General features: G+C 41.7%; 18 protein-coding genes and 1 riboswitch. Of the genes, 13 read left to right on the forward strand and 5 right to left on the reverse strand.

The window, feature by feature from the left end; genetic code table 11:
• Nucleotides 1-53: 53 nt before the first annotated feature.
• From rpoH to glpG, 3 genes are all read left to right on the forward strand, one after another.
• Complete coding sequence (gene rpoH, locus F0226_RS06915) at nucleotides 54-908, forward strand: RNA polymerase sigma factor RpoH (RefSeq protein ID WP_171734962.1); 855 nt, start codon at nucleotides 54-56, stop codon at nucleotides 906-908.
• A gap of 418 nt (nucleotides 909-1,326) precedes the next feature.
• Complete coding sequence (gene glpE, locus F0226_RS06920; RefSeq protein ID WP_171734963.1) at nucleotides 1,327-1,647, forward strand: thiosulfate sulfurtransferase GlpE; 321 nt, start codon at nucleotides 1,327-1,329, stop codon at nucleotides 1,645-1,647.
• A gap of 22 nt (nucleotides 1,648-1,669) precedes the next feature.
• The gene (gene glpG, locus F0226_RS06925; RefSeq protein ID WP_171734964.1) at nucleotides 1,670-2,509 is read left to right on the forward strand and encodes a rhomboid family intramembrane serine protease GlpG; all 840 of its coding nucleotides are present in this window, start codon (nucleotides 1,670-1,672) and stop codon (nucleotides 2,507-2,509) included.
• 168 nt (nucleotides 2,510-2,677) lie between these two features.
• Here glpG and F0226_RS06930 read toward each other — a convergent pair whose 3' ends face one another.
• On the reverse strand, nucleotides 2,678-3,088 hold the full coding sequence (locus F0226_RS06930; protein ID WP_171734965.1) for a flagellar basal body-associated protein FliL: 411 nt from the start codon (nucleotides 3,086-3,088) through the stop codon (nucleotides 2,678-2,680).
• Between the two features lie 161 nt (nucleotides 3,089-3,249).
• Here F0226_RS06930 and F0226_RS06935 point away from each other — a divergent pair, with 161 nt between their 5' ends.
• Both F0226_RS06935 and ubiA read left to right on the forward strand, forming a co-directional pair.
• Nucleotides 3,250-3,789, forward strand: coding sequence for a chorismate lyase (locus F0226_RS06935; protein ID WP_171734966.1), 540 nt, complete (start codon nucleotides 3,250-3,252; stop codon nucleotides 3,787-3,789).
• Nucleotides 3,790-4,644, forward strand: coding sequence for a 4-hydroxybenzoate octaprenyltransferase (gene ubiA, locus F0226_RS06940; protein WP_171734967.1), 855 nt, complete (start codon nucleotides 3,790-3,792; stop codon nucleotides 4,642-4,644).
• 124 nt (nucleotides 4,645-4,768) lie between these two features.
• Here ubiA and plsB read toward each other — a convergent pair whose 3' ends face one another.
• Complete coding sequence (plsB, locus tag F0226_RS06945) at nucleotides 4,769-7,210, reverse strand: glycerol-3-phosphate 1-O-acyltransferase PlsB (protein ID WP_171734968.1); 2,442 nt, start codon at nucleotides 7,208-7,210, stop codon at nucleotides 4,769-4,771.
• A 456-nt stretch (nucleotides 7,211-7,666) separates the two neighbouring features.
• Here plsB and lexA point away from each other — a divergent pair, with 456 nt between their 5' ends.
• The 3 genes from lexA (at nucleotide 7,667) to dinF (ending at nucleotide 10,768) form a co-directional block, all read left to right on the forward strand.
• Nucleotides 7,667-8,287 carry a transcriptional repressor LexA gene (gene lexA / locus F0226_RS06950; RefSeq protein ID WP_171734969.1) on the forward strand — a complete coding sequence of 207 codons (621 nt, stop codon included), beginning with the start codon at nucleotides 7,667-7,669 and terminating at the stop codon, nucleotides 8,285-8,287.
• Between the two features lie 129 nt (nucleotides 8,288-8,416).
• On the forward strand, nucleotides 8,417-9,259 hold the full coding sequence (locus F0226_RS06955; protein WP_171734970.1) for a class I SAM-dependent methyltransferase: 843 nt from the start codon (nucleotides 8,417-8,419) through the stop codon (nucleotides 9,257-9,259).
• Nucleotides 9,260-9,463: 204 nt separating this feature from the next.
• The gene (gene dinF, locus F0226_RS06960) at nucleotides 9,464-10,768 is read left to right on the forward strand and encodes an MATE family efflux transporter DinF (RefSeq protein WP_171734978.1); all 1,305 of its coding nucleotides are present in this window, start codon (nucleotides 9,464-9,466) and stop codon (nucleotides 10,766-10,768) included.
• 94 nt (nucleotides 10,769-10,862) lie between these two features.
• On the opposite strand, the gene sthA is transcribed toward dinF, so the two are convergent.
• Complete coding sequence (sthA, locus tag F0226_RS06965; RefSeq protein ID WP_171734971.1) at nucleotides 10,863-12,263, reverse strand: Si-specific NAD(P)(+) transhydrogenase; 1,401 nt, start codon at nucleotides 12,261-12,263, stop codon at nucleotides 10,863-10,865.
• Between the two features lie 309 nt (nucleotides 12,264-12,572).
• Between sthA and fabR the strand changes: the two genes are divergently transcribed.
• Nucleotides 12,573-13,214 (forward strand): HTH-type transcriptional repressor FabR, encoded by a 642-nt coding sequence (fabR, locus tag F0226_RS06970; protein ID WP_137375505.1) that lies wholly within the window; start codon nucleotides 12,573-12,575, stop codon nucleotides 13,212-13,214.
• Entirely contained in the window at nucleotides 13,214-13,585 is a 372-nt protein-coding gene (locus F0226_RS06975) for a YijD family membrane protein (protein ID WP_171734972.1), read from the forward strand. The genes fabR and F0226_RS06975 overlap by 1 nt, the downstream gene beginning before the upstream one ends.
• Nucleotides 13,586-13,719: 134 nt before the next feature.
• On the opposite strand, the gene trmA is transcribed toward F0226_RS06975, so the two are convergent.
• Nucleotides 13,720-14,829: a tRNA (uridine(54)-C5)-methyltransferase TrmA gene (trmA, locus tag F0226_RS06980; protein WP_171734973.1), complete on the reverse strand. Its 1,110-nt coding sequence runs from the start codon at nucleotides 14,827-14,829 to the stop codon at nucleotides 13,720-13,722.
• 154 nt (nucleotides 14,830-14,983) lie between these two features.
• A riboswitch (cobalamin riboswitch) is annotated at nucleotides 14,984-15,202 on the forward strand.
• A gap of 39 nt (nucleotides 15,203-15,241) precedes the next feature.
• Between trmA and btuB the strand changes: the two genes are divergently transcribed.
• The 3 genes from btuB (at nucleotide 15,242) to murI (ending at nucleotide 18,675) form a co-directional block, all read left to right on the forward strand.
• Entirely contained in the window at nucleotides 15,242-17,080 is a 1,839-nt protein-coding gene (btuB, locus tag F0226_RS06985; protein WP_171734974.1) for a TonB-dependent vitamin B12 receptor, read from the forward strand.
• Between the two features lie 47 nt (nucleotides 17,081-17,127).
• Nucleotides 17,128-17,799, forward strand: coding sequence for an ATPase (locus F0226_RS06990; RefSeq protein ID WP_171734975.1), 672 nt, complete (start codon nucleotides 17,128-17,130; stop codon nucleotides 17,797-17,799).
• A 75-nt stretch (nucleotides 17,800-17,874) separates the two neighbouring features.
• On the forward strand, nucleotides 17,875-18,675 hold the full coding sequence (gene murI / locus F0226_RS06995) for a glutamate racemase (RefSeq protein WP_171734976.1): 801 nt from the start codon (nucleotides 17,875-17,877) through the stop codon (nucleotides 18,673-18,675).
• Here the strand turns inward: murI and F0226_RS07000 are convergent.
• Entirely contained in the window at nucleotides 18,638-19,090 is a 453-nt protein-coding gene (locus tag F0226_RS07000) for an RNA-binding protein (protein ID WP_137375511.1), read from the reverse strand. The two genes, murI and F0226_RS07000, sit on opposite strands and share 38 nt — an antisense overlap.
• Between the last annotated feature and the right edge of the window lie 478 nt (nucleotides 19,091-19,568).

Raw genomic sequence — 19,568 nt, forward strand, 5'->3', positions numbered from 1 at the left:
TTAGCGGGTTTAATAGCAAAAATACTCCAGATCAGCGATTGATGAGGAACCGAATGGCAAACGCGTATCAAATGTCTCTAGTTACACAAGATAGTTTAGACAGCTATATCCGTTCAGCGAACAGCTACCCAATGCTGAAACCTGAAGAGGAACGTGAACTTGCAGAAAGACTACATTACAAAGGTGAGATTGATGCTGCGAAAGGCTTGATCCTTTCTCACTTGAGATTCGTTGTGCACGTAGCGAGAGGTTACTCTGGTTACGGGTTACCAATGGCAGACCTCGTTCAAGAGGGTAATATCGGCTTGATGAAGGCGGTTAAACGCTTTAATCCAGAAGTTGGTGTTCGATTAGTCTCCTTCGCGGTTCACTGGATCAAAGCTGAAATTCACGAGTATGTATTGCGTAATTGGCGTATCGTTAAGATCGCAACGACAAAAGCTCAGCGTAAATTGTTCTTCAACCTACGTAAGTCTAAAAAGCGTTTAGGTTGGTTCAATAATGGCGAAGTGGAAACGGTCGCTCGCGAATTAGGTGTTGAGCCTTCTGAAGTTCGAGAGATGGAATCTCGCCTTGCTGCGCAAGATGCCACATTCGAAGCTCCAATGGATGATGATGACTCAAGTTCAGCGTATACCGCTCCTGTTTACTACTTAGAAGATAAAGCGTCTGATGTAGCGGATACAGTCGAAGCTGCGAACTGGGAATCACATACGAACAACCGTTTAGGTTTAGCGTTAGCAAGCTTAGATGAGAGAAGTCAGCATATTGTGCGTTCTCGTTGGTTGGATGATGAGAAATCAACCCTTCAAGATCTTGCGGATACTTACGGTATTTCAGCAGAGCGTGTTCGTCAGCTAGAAAAAAATGCGATGAAGAAGCTTAAATTGGCGGTAGGTGACTTTTAGTCCTTTCGCATGATATGCATTTGATGCATGCAAGTTTATATAAAGCCGAGATCGAGAGATCTCGGCTTTTTTATTTGGATCGCAAAAGTAACAGAAGTGATCGATATTACTTCAATGAAAATGTGGATAACTCTGTGAGAAGTTTATTTATCACTTGTCGAAAAGCAGGGTGTTATAAGGCTACAGAGCGATTTCCCTAGTGGGGATATGTTTCCATTCACACACAGTTAGATCAGGATCATTACTACATCTAGTGGATCTATTTTTGAAAAGACACTTTATTCACGCAATCCACAGTTTTATCCACAAATGATGGAAAAGTGATCATTGGTGGATAACCTTAATAACTGGATGTGATTGTTCGTCTTGGGATAGGTTACAATGGCAGCAAATAAAAATAGCCATAAAAGAGAAGGTAATGGACCAATTTAAGCATATCGATGTTCAAGGTGCGCAAGCTTTGATTCAGCAAAAAGAAGCAAGGCTAGTGGATATTAGAGACCCACAATCTTTTGCTGTTGCTCATCCGGAAACGGCATATCATTTAACGAACGATACTATGGTCTCGTTCATGGATGAGGTAGAGTTTGAACAACCGGTTTTAGTGATGTGCTATCACGGGATCAGTAGCCAAGGTGCCGCTCAATATTTAGTGAATCAAGGTTTTGAAGAGGTATACAGTGTCGATGGTGGCTTTGAAGCATGGCATCGATCTGAATTACCCGTGATTACTGGCTAGAAAGCCGCAAGCGAGAGGAAATATGATTCGATTAATAGCAATAGATAACCCAAGACTTGCTCAAGCATTTATTGATTATATGGACTCTCGCCGCATCCCAATCCAATTGGCTCCAGATGGAGAGGGGAAGTTCGCTCTATGGCTAACAGACAATCAATATCAAATTGAAGCTGAATCAGAACTACAACGTTTCTTAGCTGAACCCACTCATGCTCGTTATCAAGCTGCATCTTGGAATATGGCGGAAACTCGTAAGAATAACCTGCATTACCGTACCCCTAGCTTTATCAGCATGATTAAAGCGAAAGCAGGACCTGTAACCTTGAGCTTAATGGTTGTGTGTATTGTCATTTTTGCATTACAACAGGTAGGTTTTGGAAACGAAATTTTTTCTGCTTTGCATTTCCCTGCCGTTGAAGGGCAGCAGTGGCAGTTATGGCGCTGGCTCAGCCATGCTGTACTCCATTTCTCTGCTATGCACATCGCTTTTAATATTTTGTGGTGGTGGCAGTTAGGTGGAGACATCGAGAAGAGACTTGGTGGTTTGAAACTTCTGCAAATCTTTGTTGTATCTTCAGCTTTATCTGGCGCAGGTCAGTATTGGATAGAAGGGGCTAACTTTGGTGGCTTGTCTGGGGTTGTTTATGCTCTGGTTGGTTACTTATGGTTATTGAGTGTTAGAGCACCACAATTAGGCTTAGGTATTCAAAAGCAAGTTGTTGGCTTTATGCTTATCTGGTTAGCATTGGGCTATGTTCAACCATTTATGGCGATAGCGAATACGGCTCATTTAGCGGGTTTGCTTTCGGGCATTGCTCTTGGTTGGCTAGATGCAGCTAAGAGCTCTCAAAATCGTACATAGTTATTATAGATAGGCTATGCATCGATAGGTAATGTATGACCAATTTTGGTTTTCATTGTCGGCGTTTGATGGCTGAAGTTACTCTGCAATCTATTTTGGCGATAAAGCTATAATCAAAAAACAATAATAAAAAAGCGGCTTGATAGCCGCTTTTTTAATGAATGTAATTTATTGATACAAATATTTAGTAAACAGTAAATCTGCAATTACTGTTTTGCCAGTTTCTGGCAGTAAAATTTTGTTCAAATGATCGACTAAATTTTTTCTTAAGTCTTCACGACCAGAAAGAGACTTGATGGTGTCTTCACTCTGTTTACCAAGAAGTTCAATCACAGCATCTCTGATCAAAGGCTGATGCAATTCAATTGATTCAAGGTCGATACTATTTGCGACCATGATATCGATACGAACTTGAATGTAGCCAAGCTTCTTACCTTTTGTGTGGAAATTAGTCGTTAGATCCGGCTCAAGCGTAAAGTATGCAAGTTGAGGCGTTGCATTTTCTTCTTCTGCAAAGCTTGGTACCGAAAAAAGTAGGCTAATCGCGAGAATTATTTGGGTTACATAACGTTTGTGCATATTTCTGACTTTTCTTTAGTTTAATCGCGATATTCGAAACGCGTTTGTCTTGTTACAATGAACGGTCTAAATCTAAATACGTTTATAACATAGCTAATGGTTAATTGTGGTCATTAGTTGCAGGTTTATTGTACGCGTAAAGCCACTTATTGAATACTAGTATGAATCAGTCAATACCGCTCTATCTGAATTTGTTAATGAATGTCGATTGGCAAAATACCGAAACATTCGCTTTTCCAAGCAAAACTGCAAAGCGGTGGCTTATGGAGCAAGGGTCGCTTTCTCGTTTACTAGAGAAGCATTGCCAACACCTGTCAGTTGAGCTTTTACACAACCAAGTTATTGAAAGTTCACTTTTGAAAGAAGATGAAGAAAATCTGCTTTCCTCTTCAGATTGTTTGCTACGTAAGGTGATTTTACAAGGTGATGATGCTGAGTGGGTGATCGGGCGAACGTTAATTCCACGTATCACCCTTGAAGATCAAAGCTATGACCTTTCCCAGCAGGGCAATATCCCTTTAGGGCTAACGGTATTTAGCGCTGAAAATGTTAAAAGAGATGCGTTGCAAGTCGGTTGGGTGGAAATGGACGGTGTTCGTTTATTAGCTCGCCGTTCTCGCTTATGGATGAATCATAAGCCTATGCTTGTCGCTGAACTTTTCTTACCTGAATCACCAATTTATGCCAAGGAGAATGTGTAAATGCTTGCCACCAAAGCGAAAGCGTATTGGCAATTAACGCGAATGGATCGCCCAATTGGAACGTTATTATTGCTATGGCCAACCTTATGGGCATTGGTTATCGCCGCGGAAGGCATGCCAAGCATAAATGTACTGATTGTGTTTATCTTAGGCGTGTTTTTAATGCGCTCGGCTGGGTGTGTTATCAATGACTTTGCTGATCGTAAAGTAGATGGTCACGTTAAGCGAACTAAAAACCGACCTTTGCCATCAGGCGTAGTCACGAGTAAAGAAGCCATTGGGTTATTTATTATCTTAGCCGTGGTTTCATTTTTACTTGTGCTAACAATGAATCCACTAACGGTGAAGCTTTCTTTTGCAGGAATCGGGCTGGCATTTATTTACCCATTCATGAAGCGCTTTACCCATCTTCCTCAACTGTTTCTTGGGCTTGCTTTTAGTTGGGCAATACCAATGGCTTGGGCAGCTCAAACTAATGAACTGCCTAATATCGTTTGGTTTATCTTTGCGATTAACGCTCTGTGGACGATCGCTTATGACACACAGTATGCAATGGTAGATAGGGATGATGATTTAAAGATTGGCATCAAATCTACGGCTATTTTATTCGGGCGTTTTGATAAGTTAACCATAGGTTTGCTTCAGTTAATCACTCTAGCGATGTTGATTGCTTTAGGTATGCATTACCAGTTAGGTGATAGCTTTTACTGGAGCTTATTGGTAGTTGGTAGCCTGTTTGTTTATCAGCAACATTTGATGCGCCATCGTGATAGAGATTTATGCTTTCAGGCATTCTTAAATAATAACTATGTAGGCATGGCGATAACGGTAGGCTTGCTGGTGGCATTCTGGTAGTTAAACAGGCTCAGGTAACAGGTTAGATTAAGCTTGAAACACGTTATTTGAAGTGACTTAATAATATCAGCAAGAGAAAAGGCATCCAATGGATGCCTTTTTTGTCTTTATGGTTTACCTAAAACTATTCATGCTCACTGGCTATTTCAGCTTGGTGAATACTTTCTTGAATCGTTAAACGAACTTCAGGGTAAAGCATTGAGTAGAGTAGGTAAGCGAACGGCTTAGTTTTCTCTAAGTCACAGTTACCATCTTCATCTAGGTATTGCTGTTGCTTTAATGTCGTAAACATTGCAGCAAATACACCTTTATCAAAGAACTCTGGAGCGTTGATACCATGAAGGCGACCAAGGCGTTGTGCAATGTCTTGGCTCTTTTGTTCCAATTCAGCTTTGTCTAACTCAGGAGTTTGAACCAGCAAGTTAAGCGCAATTGAGTAACGCTGCAAAGTTTCCGAAATTGTGCGACCTAATAGCATCAAAGGTTGGCTATTGGATTGGTTGATCGTGATTTCGTTTTCTTCAACAACAATCATCCCTTGCTGAGCAAGCTCGGCGATAATGTCCGCTACAACGCAATCCAGTTTGTTTTCGTCATAACTTAAGAACAGCTCTTTCTTCAAGAATGGATACAGAGTTGCGATATTCTTCTGGATAGTATCGATAGACAAACTACGCTGGCGAATGAGCATCTGCGCAATCAAAGAAGGCAGAGCAAATAAGTGGATGATGTTATTGCGGTAGTAAGTCATCAAAATGGATTGGTGACGGTCTAAAGAAATAATATCGCCCATAGAGTCCGATTCAATTAAGAACTTATCTAACGACTCCGCGTGTTTTACCAAATCTTCTGCGCTATCTGTAGGGATAGTGTAAGTCGATGAGTAAGGTACATTTTTCAGGATCGATAGATAACATTCAATTTGTGACACAAGAGAGTCACGAGACAATGCGCGCTGGCGAGAAGCAAGCAAAGCGGTCGCACATAATGTCAGTGCGTTTGTCGCTGCAGCATCATTAATGTGTGTCATCATTTTAGTTGCAAGGTCATTCACAACAGGTGTCATCCATTGTGGTTTGTTTGCACCCATTGGGTCGATGTCTTGAGTCCACTCTGGAGCATGTTCATTTAAGTATTGGTTCAGCGGAATTGGCTCACCAAAGTTAACATAGCCTTGCCCAAAGTTTCTTAGCTTACGAATGGTGCGAATTACTAGGCTCGCATTCTCTTTCTCTTTGCGTTTACCACGTAATTCTTTTGCGTAAGTACTTACTTCCATTACGTGCTCATAACCAATGTAGACAGGCACTAATGTTACTGGGCGATCTAACCCTCGTAGCATTGCCTGAATGGTCATGGCTAGCATGCCTGTTTTGGCTTGAAGTAAACGACCTGTACGGGAACGACCACCTTCACTGAAGTATTCAACTGAATAACCTTTAGTGAATAGCTCCGCTAAATATTCGCGGAAAATGGTTGAATAAAGTTTATTTCCTTTAAAGCTACGGCGAATAAAGAAAGCGCCACCACGACGGAAAATTGGTCCTGCCGGGAAGAAGTTAAGATTAATGCCTGCTGCAATATGAGGAGGAACCATACCTTCGTGATATAAGACGTATGAAAGCAGTAAGTAGTCCATGTGGCTGCGGTGACACGGTACATACACAATTTCATGACCATCTTGAGCAAGCTTACGAACTGTCGATGCATTGTTTATGTGCAAGCCTTGGTACAGCTTATTCCAAAGCCAACCCAGAAGCTTTTCACCACGTTTGATCAGCGAATAAGAAAAATCAGCTGCAATTTCATCCATGATGTCTTGCGCTTCTTTATTCGCTTTCTCAATTGAGATGTTCTTTGCTTTTGCTTCGTCTTCAATGGCTTTTTTGATGGCTTCTGATTTTAGAAGGCGATCAAACAACGCTTGGCGGCTAGGAAGGTTTGGACCTGAAGCCGCCAGTTTTTGACGAGAAAAGTGAATACGAGCGACACGCGCGAGTTTGTGCGCAATTGATGTATCCGTTCCGTGAGAATCTGCCATATAACGCAGTGAAACCACTGGGCTGAAACGAACCAAACAATCTCTACCCGCTAGTAGGACTGCTTTTGCTTTTTCAGGACCATTCATTGCCTGTAAATACGGCTTTTGTTTGTTCTCTTTACCCGGTTTTCTACCCCAAAGTACGGTTGCGGGGATCACTTGAATATCCAGCTCTGTATCTTCACCGTGCTGCTTTAGTAATTCACTAAACAGTTCAATAGACGAAGTAGGTACATACTCATCATTTTTAAGCAGTGTTGGGCGTGATGAGATAAACACATAGCGTTGCAGTGTTTTACCATTTAGCTCTAATGGGCTAAGTGGGTCAGGTAAGCCTAATTCAAGTGCGTGTTTTTGTAGAGTAAGTATGTCGACACTTGAACGGAAAGGTAAGGCATACACAATCGGTTTATTTACATCAATGTTCAGCTCTTCAATCGGGTTAGAAGGAATAGAGGTTCCTTTTACTAATACCGATAAAGGAAGTTTCATTAATGAACGTGAAAAAGATTGTCCAGAAGACATAAAGGTTCTCTGCCTCAAAAGTTAGGGAACAATAGTTATGTAGCTATGCTTAAGCGCATCTCTATTTCAAACTGTAGAAGGTAAAAACCAAAGGTGAAATGGAGATAGGCCTAGGCGCAAATTTTAAGCGGAGCAAGAATACCAGAAACTGGTCGAACCTTTTACTGGAATTAGTCATGTTGGCGTTAAGTTTAGTCAAAATCATTCATTGCCTGATTGATTATAGGCGGGGATTCATGAGTGGGTTACAAGGGTAATTCAAACAAGCAGGTGCTTATATTTATAGAGATTAGAGGTGTGAGTATTATTTTGTGAATCTTTTCATGAGGTTTCGTGCGGTATTTTCTTTAAGTTGGTTAAGAATTACTTAAAATGAATTAAAAACAACCAATTGCTTTGCTTTTACGCACTCACTGGATATACTCACAGTTAACTGTATAAAAAGACAGGTGACTCATGAAGCCGTTAACGCCCCGCCAACAAGAAGTATTCAATCTTATTAAGAGTAAAATTGAAGACAGCGGTATGCCACCAACGCGTGCAGAGATTGCTCGTGAACTTGGCTTCCGTTCTGCTAATGCAGCAGAAGAACATTTAAAAGCGCTTGCTCGTAAAGAAGCCATTGAGATTATCCCGGGAGCTTCTCGCGGTATTCGTATTTTACTTGAAGATCCAGCTAATGATGATCAAGGGTTACCTTTGATTGGTCAGGTTGCCGCTGGTGAGCCAATTCTTGCGCAAGAGCATGTTGAAATGCACTACCAAGTTGACCCTGGTATGTTTAAGCCTCAAGCCGATTTCTTACTTCGTGTAAATGGCGAGAGTATGAAAGACATCGGTATTATGGATGGCGATTTACTTGCTGTGCATAAGACACAAGATGTTCGCGATGGTCAAGTTGTGGTTGCGCGCGTTGATGATGACGTAACGGTTAAACGCTTAGAACGTAAAGGATCAACAGTGTTACTGCATGCTGAAAACGAAGAGTTTTCACCCATTCAAGTTGACCTTGAGTCGCAGCACTTAGCGATTGAAGGGCTAGCCGTTGGTATTATCCGTAATACTGATTGGATGTAATCGTTATAAGCTTCAAGCTGCTATTTATTAGCAATCATCAATTGTGATACTGATATTCATTCTCAATAGCTTGATGTTGTAATTGATATTCATTATCATCTTCTCTATGGTGACATAAGGAAGATGATGATGCCCCGCCCAACGAAACCCGACTTACCCCTGCTAACAGCAAAGAAACCGTCTAAGCAAGAATTTCAAATTCCTGCTAGCTTGGTACAACCTCTTTGGTTTCGTAGCCGTGAAAGCTTAGTGGATAATGGGCTCGTTTATGATCCAATTGCTGCTCAAGCTTGTACCCGTTGCAAACTTGCCCCTGAATGTTTATCGGGCGATGTCGATCAACAACAACTTCTTCACGCCACATTAACTCAACTCTGTGATTACCAAGTTCGTCATTTTATTTCCCAACACCCTGATGCGTGGATCATTAATGTTGGTGCTGGGCTCGATACTCGCTTTTATCGAATTGATAATGGACGTTGTCATTGGGTTGAGCTGGATGTCACTGAGAATTTAGTATGGCGACAACGTTTGTTCCATAAAAATGAACGCTATCAACTAGAATGCGGTTCAGTGGAAGATATTAGTTGGCTCGACCACCTTAATATTCCTGAGCAGTCACCTGTTATGATCGTATGTGAGCATGCATTGCTTGATTGTAATGATAAGCAAACGGCACACTTTATACAGAATTTAGGGCGTCACTTTGTTCATGCGGAAGCGTGCTTAGTTCTTGCTGGAGACAAAAGCTCGACGACATTAGGTCAAAAGCTTGGGGCAGGTCAGTATGCTCATGGTTTATCGTCACCTGCCGACAGCATCTTAAACTGGTTGCCTTGGGCTCAGTCGGTTAAGTCGTATTCTCCGCTTGATCAACAATGCAGTCGTTGGAAATTATGGCAACGATGGTTATGCAAGCTCTCTCAATTTAAAACGCGCTTAACGCCTCAGCTCATTCAAGTGAAGTGGTAATCTCCCTTAATAGCTTAGTAGATTAGTAGATTAGTAGATTAGTCGACTAAGTTTAATGTCATTATGAACGCCAAATATCCTGCGACTTAAAAAGTAGTTCATGAAATAGGGCTAGGTTAGACTATCACCTCGTTAAAAGAGGTGCTCGTGAAGTCATTAAGTTCTCAATTCCAATCCATTCATCAAATCTTATTAGATCAAGCAATGCACAAAAAGGTGCTGTTGCTTGCTATTCCTATGGTTTTATCCAATATCACAGTGCCTTTGCTTGGGCTGGTGGATGCCGCTGTGATTGGTCACTTAGAGCATGCCTGGTATTTAGGTGGCGTTGCTCTGGGCGGTACGATGATCAGTGTGACCTTTTGGTTGCTTGGCTTTCTGAGGATGTCGACAACAGGGTTAGCTGCACAATCCTTTGGGGCGAATGATACAAAGCAGTTAGGGCTTGTCTTTGTACAAGGCGTAATGATGGCTTTAGGCTTTGCTGGCGTATTTTTACTGCTACACGGTGTCGTGTCTGATGCAATATTTTCATTTAGCCAAGCAAGTGACGAAGTTAAACATTACGGGCAGCAGTACTTTTCTATTAGAGCGTGGAGCGCCCCAGCTTCATTAGTGAATTTTGTTATCTTAGGTTGGTTGCTTGGGACACAAAATGCGAAAGCACCGATGTGGATGGTCATTATTACTAACCTAACGAATATTATATTTGATGTGTTATTCGTTATTGGTTTTGGTTGGCAAGTGGAAGGTGCTGCTCTTGCTTCGGTACTTGCTGATTACACAGGACTTCTTTTTGGATTAATCTGCGTGTGGCGTATTTGGGTTAAAAAGCAGTTACCTTCTTTATCTTCATTACTAGAACAAACGACCTATGGGCTAGGGCGCTTTGTAAAACTTAACCGAGACATATTTCTTCGTTCTTTGTGCCTGCAAGCCACTTTTACCTTTATGACTTTCCAAGGTGCCAGCTTTGGCGATGAAGTGGTTGCTGCCAACGCGGTGCTCATGAGCTTTTTAATGATGATCTCTTATGGAATGGATGGCTTTGCCTACGCAATGGAAGCGATGGTCGGAAAAGCCATGGGAGCTAAGAGTAAGCATGAACTCAAGCAATCATTGGTTGGAACTTTCTTTTGGAGCCTCATTACGTGCATTTTACTGACCTTAGTATTTGGTGTTATGGGATCTAACTTGATCAATATGATCACCACAATTCCAGAAGTAAAAGCCGAAGCATCCATCTATCTACCGTGGCTGGTTGCGATGCCGTTAGTGTCTATGTGGTGCTTCTTGCTCGATGGTATTTTTGTAGGGGCGACTAAAGGAAAAGACATGCGCAATAGCATGTTCGTAGCAACTTGCTCATTCTTTGTGATGTTTTACTTGGCAAGTGGTGCTGAAAATCATGCTCTGTGGTTTGCGATGCTGAGTTTTATGGGGATGCGTGGGGTTGGTTTAGGTGTGCTGTTTATCCGACAATGGAAAAGAGGGGAATTTCTTGCCTGAACTCGACTTCCTTTGACCGCCTTACCATCATTCATAAACAAAACAGCAAGCCATATTTAGCTTGCTGTTTTTGTATAGGTTAGATGATTGAGCGTTAGAAGAGGCGATTTAAACCGTTCAGAGCCGCCACGCGATATGCTTCTGCCATTGTTGGGTAGTTAAACGTGGTATTCACGAAATACTCAATGGTATTGGCTTCCCCTTTTTGTTCCATGATGGCTTGTCCGATATGAATAATCTCAGCGGCTCTTTCGCCAAATACGTGAATACCTAGAATCTCTTTAGTCTCACGGTGGAATAGAATCTTCAAACTGCCAATGTCTTTACCTGCAATTTGCGCTCTTGCGAGATGCTTAAATGACGAACGCCCAACTTCGTAAGGGACTTTTGCAGCTGTCAGTTCTTGCTCAGTTTTACCAACCGAACTGATTTCAGGAATGGTGTAAATGCCGGTTGGGATATCTTCAATTAAGTGTCTGTCCGCTTTTCCTTTCACAATCGCTTGTGCAACAAATCGACCTTGATCATAAGCTGCGCTGGCTAAGCTTGGGTAACCAATCACGTCACCTACCGCATAGACATGATCGACAGAAGTTTGATAATTGCTGTTAATTGCTACTTGCCCACGGGAGTCAGCTTCTAGTCCAACGGCTCCGAGGTTGAGTTTATCAGTATTACCCGTTCGACCATTGGCGTACAGCAAGCAGTCGGCACGCATTTTTTTGCCTGATTCTAAGTGGATGATCACGCCATCATCCGTACCTTCAATCTTCTCAAATGTCTCATCGTTGCGGATCACGACACCACTGTTCCAAAAGTGATAAGACAATGCATCAGAAGTTTCGTTATCTAAGAAAGATAAAAGACGGTCGCGAGTATTGATAAGATCCGTCTTCACGCCTAAACCGCGGAAAATTGAAGCGTATTCACAACCGATAACACCAGCACCATAAATGATGATGTGCTGCGGGTCGTGCTTAAGAGACAAGATTGAGTCGCTGTCGTAGATACGGTCATGCAGGAAATCAACGTTATCTGGTTGATAAGGGCGTGAACCTGTTGCGATAACAAACTTATCGGCACTGTAATGTTCTTCAGTGCCGTCACTTTGCATGACAGAAACGGTATGTGAATCAATAAAGTGAGCAGTGCCAAAGACTAGTGTGCATTGGTTACGGTCATAAAAGCCTTGGCGTAAACGAGTTTGTTTGTCGATGACGGATTTAGCGTGACCTAAGATATTCGAAAAAGTGGAATGAATGGTGGAATTGTTGTCGCAGAAGAGTGGGTTACTATTAAATTCGATAATACGGCTAACGGCATGTCGGAGAGCCTTAGACGGAATAGTACCCCAGTGAGTACAACCACCACCTACACTGCTTTCTTTTTCAATAATAGCGACATTCAATCCGGCTTTGGTTAATCCCATCGCTGCCCCTTCTCCTCCGGGACCACTACCAATTACGATCACATCAAAGTGGTTGGAATGTGGCATAGATATCTTCCTTGTTATATTTGATTAACATTGCTGTAGCGAGATTTTAACTGATTCTATTGTTTGATACATGAAAAGCGCACTATAGAGTGGATGGGATCACGCAGAATTCAAGAAAAGTCTGATTTGGTATGCTGTATGTCTACAATTGACAGCGCAAAGATTGAAATTAATGCTTCGAACGTATTAACTTCGATACGTGAACAAAGAGGTGGATTGAATGTCTTATATAACCGCGAGTTTCGCGTTATATTGACTTAAGAATTAAACACACCTTTTTAGGCTGTAGACAGAAGATATAAATTAAGTATGAAACCTATGGGAATCCGCGCACAGCAAAAAGAAAAAACACGCCGAAGTTTAATTGATGCCGCGTTTAGCCAATTGAGTGCTGATCGTAGTTTTTCGAATTTAAGCCTACGCGAAGTAGCAAGAGAAGCTGGAATTGCGCCGACCTCTTTTTATCGTCATTTCAAAGATATGGATGAGCTAGGCTTAACTATGGTTGACGAAGGCGGCTTATTACTTCGTCAATTAATGCGACAAGCAAGGCAGCGAATCGTAAAAGAAGGCAGTGTGATTCGTACCTCGGTTGAAACTTTTATGGAATTCATAGAAAGCAGCCCGAACGTATTTAGATTATTACTACGCGAGCGCTCTGGAACATCGTTTGAGTTCAGAACAGCAGTTGTTCGTGAGATACAGCACTTCTCTGCTGAGTTAACGGAATACCTTATTACAACTGGAATGACGAGAGATGAAGCTCATACCCAAGCGGCGGCTTCAGTCACTTTAGTTTTTAACTCAGGGGCAGAAGCTTTAGATTTAGATCGACGTCAGCGAGATGAATTAGCTGAGCGGTTGATCATGCAGCTGCGAATGATGGCCAAAGGGGCTTATTGGTATCGCAAAGAACGTGAACGTAACCGATTAAAAGGCGGGATTGAATAATGTCGAATGAAAATAATACAGTGAACCGTGGTTCAGAAAAAAAAGCACTTGTACTTGCTCTTGTCGCAGGTGTTTGTGGTGATGCATTGTTGTCTTGGGTAACGATGAGTGAAGTGACTTTCTCTATTTTCCCACTTATTGCTCTTGTTCTGTCAGTACAAGCGTTGTATCAAGAATATTTAGCTAACCCAGTATCAGAAGAAATTCCACTATTAGGTTTAGCCTGTTTCTTTGTAGGTGCATTTGGTCATTCTGCTTTTGTAAAAGCGCAGCATCCAGACGCAGGATCGAACTTCTTCGCAATTATTGTCGCAATGCTGCTATTAGCATGGGTAGGCAAGAAGCTAGGTTACATGTCTAAAACGGCTTAATGTTTTAAGTTCGATTTTCGATAGATAATAAAAAACGAGCCATTTGGCTCGTTTTTTTGTTTCTGCTCATTTTAGAAAGCCAAAAGTTTAGATAATCAAAAACTTTAGAGTTGCTTGAACGAGTATTTGAAACCCTAAGCTTTACGTTCTAAAAAGACACCGGCTTCCATATGGTGGGTATATGGAAATTGGTCAAACAATGCAAAACGAGTGACATCGTGTGTTTGGCTTAAAATGTCTAAGTTCTCTTTCAATGTTTCAGGGTTACAAGAGATATACATAATGCGCTCATAGCCTTGAACCATCTTACAAGTATCTTCATCCATACCTGAACGTGGCGGATCAACAAAGATGGTGTTGCAGTTGTAGCTCTTAAGATCAACATTCGCTTGCTGTAAACGGCGGAACTCACGCTTACCTTCCATTGCAATCGTGAAGTCTTCTGCTGACATACGAATGATCTGAACATTATCAATCTTGTTAGCAGCAATGTTGTATTGCGCAGACTCTACTGATGGCTTTGCTAATTCTGTTGCCAAGACTCGTTCAAAGTTTTTCGCCAGTGCAAGTGAGAAGTTACCGTTACCACAGTAAAGTTCTAGCAAGTCACCTTTGCTATCTTGAGTACAGTCGACAGCCCACTCCAGCATCTTTTCAGCTACTTTGCCGTTTGGTTGTGTAAAGCTGTTCTCTACTTGCTGGTAAATATAGCTGTCACCGTTTACGTCTAGCTTTTCAATTACGTAGTCGTGGTCCAATACGATTTTCATCTTACGAGCACGACCAATAAGGTTTAGGTTAAAACCTTCATCGTTCAATTGCTGCTTTAGTGCTTTAGCATCTTTAATCCACTGCTCACCCAATTGACGGTGGTAAAGCAGCGACACCAAAATCTCACCACTTAGCGTAGATAGGAAATCAACTTGGAAGAGCTTGTGGCGTAGAGAGTGGTTCTCTTTCATTGCATCTGTTAGTAGAGGCATTAAGTCGTTGATAAGACGGCTAGCAGCAGGGAACTGATCGACACGGTATTTTTCTTTAGTCTCTTGATTGAACATGACGTAGTACATATCGTCACCTTCATGCCATACGCGGAATTCTGCACGCATGCGATAGTGTTGCTCTGGAGATTCGTACACTTCTAACTCAGGCACATTGTATTGTGCGAACATATCGGTAAGACGCTCGGTCTTTTCTGCCAGTTGTTCTTGGTAGCTTTGCGGGTTTACGTCTAGAGTCGCCATGTTTATGCCTTTTGCTTTGGTGCATTCAAATCAAGAGCGCAGATTTTATTCAATCCCTAGCCGTTGTCCAGTGCTGTCGTGTAATCTGCTTAAAACATATTCTAAAAACTATAGCTTATACCAATCTTTAACTAGACAAAGTATCTACAGAACAATATTATCCCCGCAAGCTGGTGCCATTTGGATGTATAGATGGCTGAAGAGGGAATCTGGTGGAAATCCAGAACTGACGCGCAGCGGTAAAAGAGAACGAGTATTCAAAGACACTGCGCATAGTATTGCGCGGGAAGTCGAATGTTAGGTAACCATTAGTTAGAAAACTAGTCGGTTGTGCTCTTAAGTCCGAATACCTGCCAGTAGCTAAGCCATACAATGTGGTTTGGTAGGAATTTACGCGACTTAGGATCACAACATGAACAAATCTCTTTTAGCGGTTGCTGTTGCATCGCTACTTTCACCTATCTCCAATTTACACGCCCAAGAAGCATCTGCTGACGAAACGATGGTCGTTACTGCTAACCGTTTTGAGCAGCAAGCACATAAAACTTTAGCTGATGTCGAAGTTGTTACTCGTGAAGACTTTCAACGCACCCAAGCGAAAACAATTCCTGATGTTCTGAGACGCTTAACCGGCATTCAGATCACTCAAAATGGTGGTCGTGGGCAACTTGCTTCTATTTTTGTGCGAGGCACAAGCTCTGATCAAGTTTTAGTATTGGTCGATGGTGTACGTTTTGCCCGTGCAGCGAAAGGCGCGGTAGATTTCAACCAAATTCCCCTAAGCTATGTTCAGCGTATTGAATACGTTCGAGGTGCTCGAGCGTCTTTATATGGTTCTGAGGCGATTGGTGGCGTAATCAATATTATTACTCTTGCTAGAGCGACAGAAGAATCGACCACACTAAGTGCTGGTTTAGGAAGTCTTGATTATCAAGAATTGAGCCTAGCATCAGGTATTTCGACATCTGAAAACGGTCAACTGAACCTCGCGATTAGCCAAGAAAGTGATGAAGGCTACAATGTTAAACCTGCACCCGGCGTGAATGATGGCGATCGCCATGGTTTTGAAACACTGAATGGTTTAATTGGGTATACACATAAAGTGGGTGAGAGAGTTTCTCTGTTTGGTAACCTAAGGGCTTACGAAAATATCTATCAATACGATAGTACATTCGGCACTTCACGTAGTTACATGGAATCTGAGAAAGATGACTTTTCAGTAACACTTGGTGGTACCTATAAAGGTGATAACTGGAATTCAGAGCTTCAAGCGACCGCACAAAAGCAAGATTCTTGGAATTATAAGCACGGTTCTAGCAAAACATCAGGTTCTCAAGATGAGCTAGAACAGAATAATGTGCAATGGACAAATAGCTACCAACTTAATAACTCGGTTGTATTTGCTGGTGGTGTAGATTGGCGTGATGAGTCTTATGTTGATAAGACTGCGAATAAAACTTTCGATCGCTCAAACTTAGCTGTTTTTGGTCTATCTTCGATTACTGTTGATGCTGCTACTGCAGAAGTAAGTGCACGACTTGATGATAACGAGGAGTTTGGCTCTGAAGCGACTTATAACTTAGGGGCTGGCTACCAATTCATACCTGAACTCGGTGTGAAAGCATCATATGGAACAGCTTTTAAAGCGCCAAACCTTTATCAGCAATATGACCCTACCTACGGTACGAGTGACTTAAAGCCTGAGGAATCAGATGCTATTGAGCTTAGCTTCAGCGGTATCATCCAAAATGTATATTGGTCACTTACGGGTTATGATTACAAGATCACTAATCTTATCGATTATCACCCAACGACTTATAAATATCTGAACGTAGATGGTGAAACACACATTCAAGGTGTTGAACTTGTAGCTGAATTTGATACGGGCATTGTACAGCACCAATTAAGTGCTGATTATAAAGATGCGGAAGGCGATGATGGTAAGCAACTACAACGTCGTGCTAAAGAGCTTTATAAATGGAACGCTCTTGTCGCCTTTGATGATATTGATTGGTCGGTTAGCTACCAGTATGTAGGTAAGCGCCCTGATGTGAACTATGGCACTTGGCCTTATTCAGATATCACGTTGCCTTCATATTCATTAATTGATACTGCGGTAAGTTATTACGCAAATGAGCAAACAACGCTTAGCGTTCGTGTCGATAACCTTCTTGATGAAGAGTATGAGACAGCACTGGGCTACCCAGCGGCAGAACGCGCTTACTACATGAATGTCACATACGTATTTTAAAGTTATCTAAACCGCCTCCGGGCGGTTTTTTCTTATTGGGTATATTAATGAGAAAGAAAGTCGTCATAAGCTGGTCATCAGGTAAAGATTCAACACTCACACTTGAAAGGCTACTTAACGATCCAAGTTATGAAGTCGTTGGGTTGTATACCACTTATGTTGGTGATGAAGTGCCGTTCCAGGTGACTCCATTATCTGTTGTTGAAATGCAAGCCAAACTGATTGGATTACCGCTGATTTTAATCGAACTGCCCGAAGTCTTCCCAGCTAATGAGATTTATCAATCTACAATTATCAAGGCACTAAAACAGTCGAACTTAGAAATAGATGCCGTCGCTTTCGGTGATATGTTTTGTAATGGTATTGCTGACTATCGAAGAAGTTATATAGAACCTGCGGGCTGGGAGTGTGTTTTTCCTCTGATGGGGCAAAGCAGCAGTGATCTTGCTGATGAAATAATTAATCTAGGCATTCAAACCTGGCTGGTAACAGTCGATGGTAATGCACTTAACTCCGAATTTTGCGGAAAGCTTTATACAAAAGAGTTGCTAGAGGCGTTTCCCGAAGACGTTGACCCATGCGGCGAAGATGGTGAATTCCATACTTTAGTTACTCATGCTCCGTGCTTTAACGGCTATCTGGAAATTAATAAGACAGAAATAGAAAAGGGAGAGAGATTTACACATCAGCGTTATGAGGCAATTCTTTACTCAGAATGATATTAGTAGAGTGATATTGGCGAAAATCCTACAAGCGAGTATTATTGTCAGGAATAATATAGATAGGTAAGAACCGTGTTGGAACAGCGACAAAAGAATGTATTGGTCTTTGACTCTGGAGTCGGTGGGCTTTCTGTTTATAACGAAGTCAGTTCGCTGCTACCCAACTTAAACTATATCTATGTATTCGATAATGAAGCTTATCCATATGGTGAGTTAGAGCCTGCTACATTAATACGCAGAGTTTCTTGTATTATCGATGACTTTACTCAAGCTCATCATATTGATCTGGTGATCATTGCCTGCAATACCGCGAGTACGATTGTTTTACCAACTCTACGTCAATCTCATTCCATTCCTATTGTGGGGGTAGTCCCTGCAATTAAACCTGCTTCATTAATATCACGTAAGGCGGTTGGATTGATCGCGACGCCCGCAACGATAACGCGTGAATATACCCATGACTTGATAAAAAACTTTTCAAATGACAGAGATGTAAAGCTGCTTGGTTCAACACGGTTGGTGGATATGGCAGAAAATAAGCTAAGAGGTCGTGAGGTTAATTTAGAAGAGCTTGCAGAAATCCTTTCCCCACTGATGAATCAAATTGATGTGGCTGTCCTAGGGTGTACCCATTTCCCACTTTTAAAAGACGAGATACAAGCCGTCCTTGGTCAAGATGTCGTGATGATAGATTCAGGGAAAGCAATAGCTGATCGAGTGAGCAGTTTGCTGGATGAAAAAGTGAATATTAAGAAGGTTGGCACGAGGGAGGTATTTTGTAGTGCACTCCCTATGGAAGAAAGTGCACTAAACGTTACTTTGAATCAGTTAGGTTTTACACCAACCCAGCTTCATCCGATTCTGGATGTTTAGGGTCGTTTGCAATGCGCACTTTTAGAGAGCGTTGCATGTAATCTTTATCGTTAAGTTCAGCAATAGCCGCTTGCACGTCATCACTCGCCATAACAACAAAACCAAACCCTCTTCTTTTACCAGTGCGTTTATCTTTCATTAAACGTACTGCAAACACTTCGCCGTGTTCCGAGAATAGCTCACGAACGTGAGACTCATTTGCTTTATAAGGTAAATTACCCACATAAAGCGTTTTAGTTGATGCCTTCGGCTCTGATTCAGTTTGTGACTGGTTACTTGAAAGGTTTACAACAAAAGCGGATACCAAGACACCAATAATAAAGGTAATAGCAGGAGATATTTCTACCTGAGAGAAAACAATGCCGCCAAGCACAGCGAGTGCGACAATTAATAACATCGGTTTTTTTGAGTTCATATTTGAATACTACACATTAATAAATGAAATAGACGCATCTACCATTAACAAAATAGACACATGAATCTTACGTTCATGGTTTCCATTTTTCCAATATATTGCTGTGATATGTTTCAAATGTTTAGTTTTTATTCGAAAAATGCCGATTTGATGGTGTTTTAAGCGAACGAAAAGTTTATTTCATTTTTATTTCGAAAAGCCCTTGTGCTCCTAAGCAATCTCTCTATAATGCCGCCTCACCGACACGGAGTGAGACGAGAGTCACACAGCGAAATCGGTAGAGAGAAAAGAAGTTGAAAACAACGCTTGACTCTCAATTCGGTGCGAGTATAGTACGCACCCCTAGCAAGTGAGATGTTAATCGCAAATGCTAGAGCTCTTTAACAATTTAAACCTATCAATCTGTGTGGGCACTCGTTGATGAATATCAAAATTTGTTTTGCATTAGCAAAGCAAGATTTCCTCGGAAATCAATTTG

It is taken from the genome of Vibrio sp. 99-70-13A1, assembly GCF_013114625.1.
Classification (GTDB): Bacteria; Pseudomonadota; Gammaproteobacteria; order Enterobacterales; family Vibrionaceae; genus Vibrio.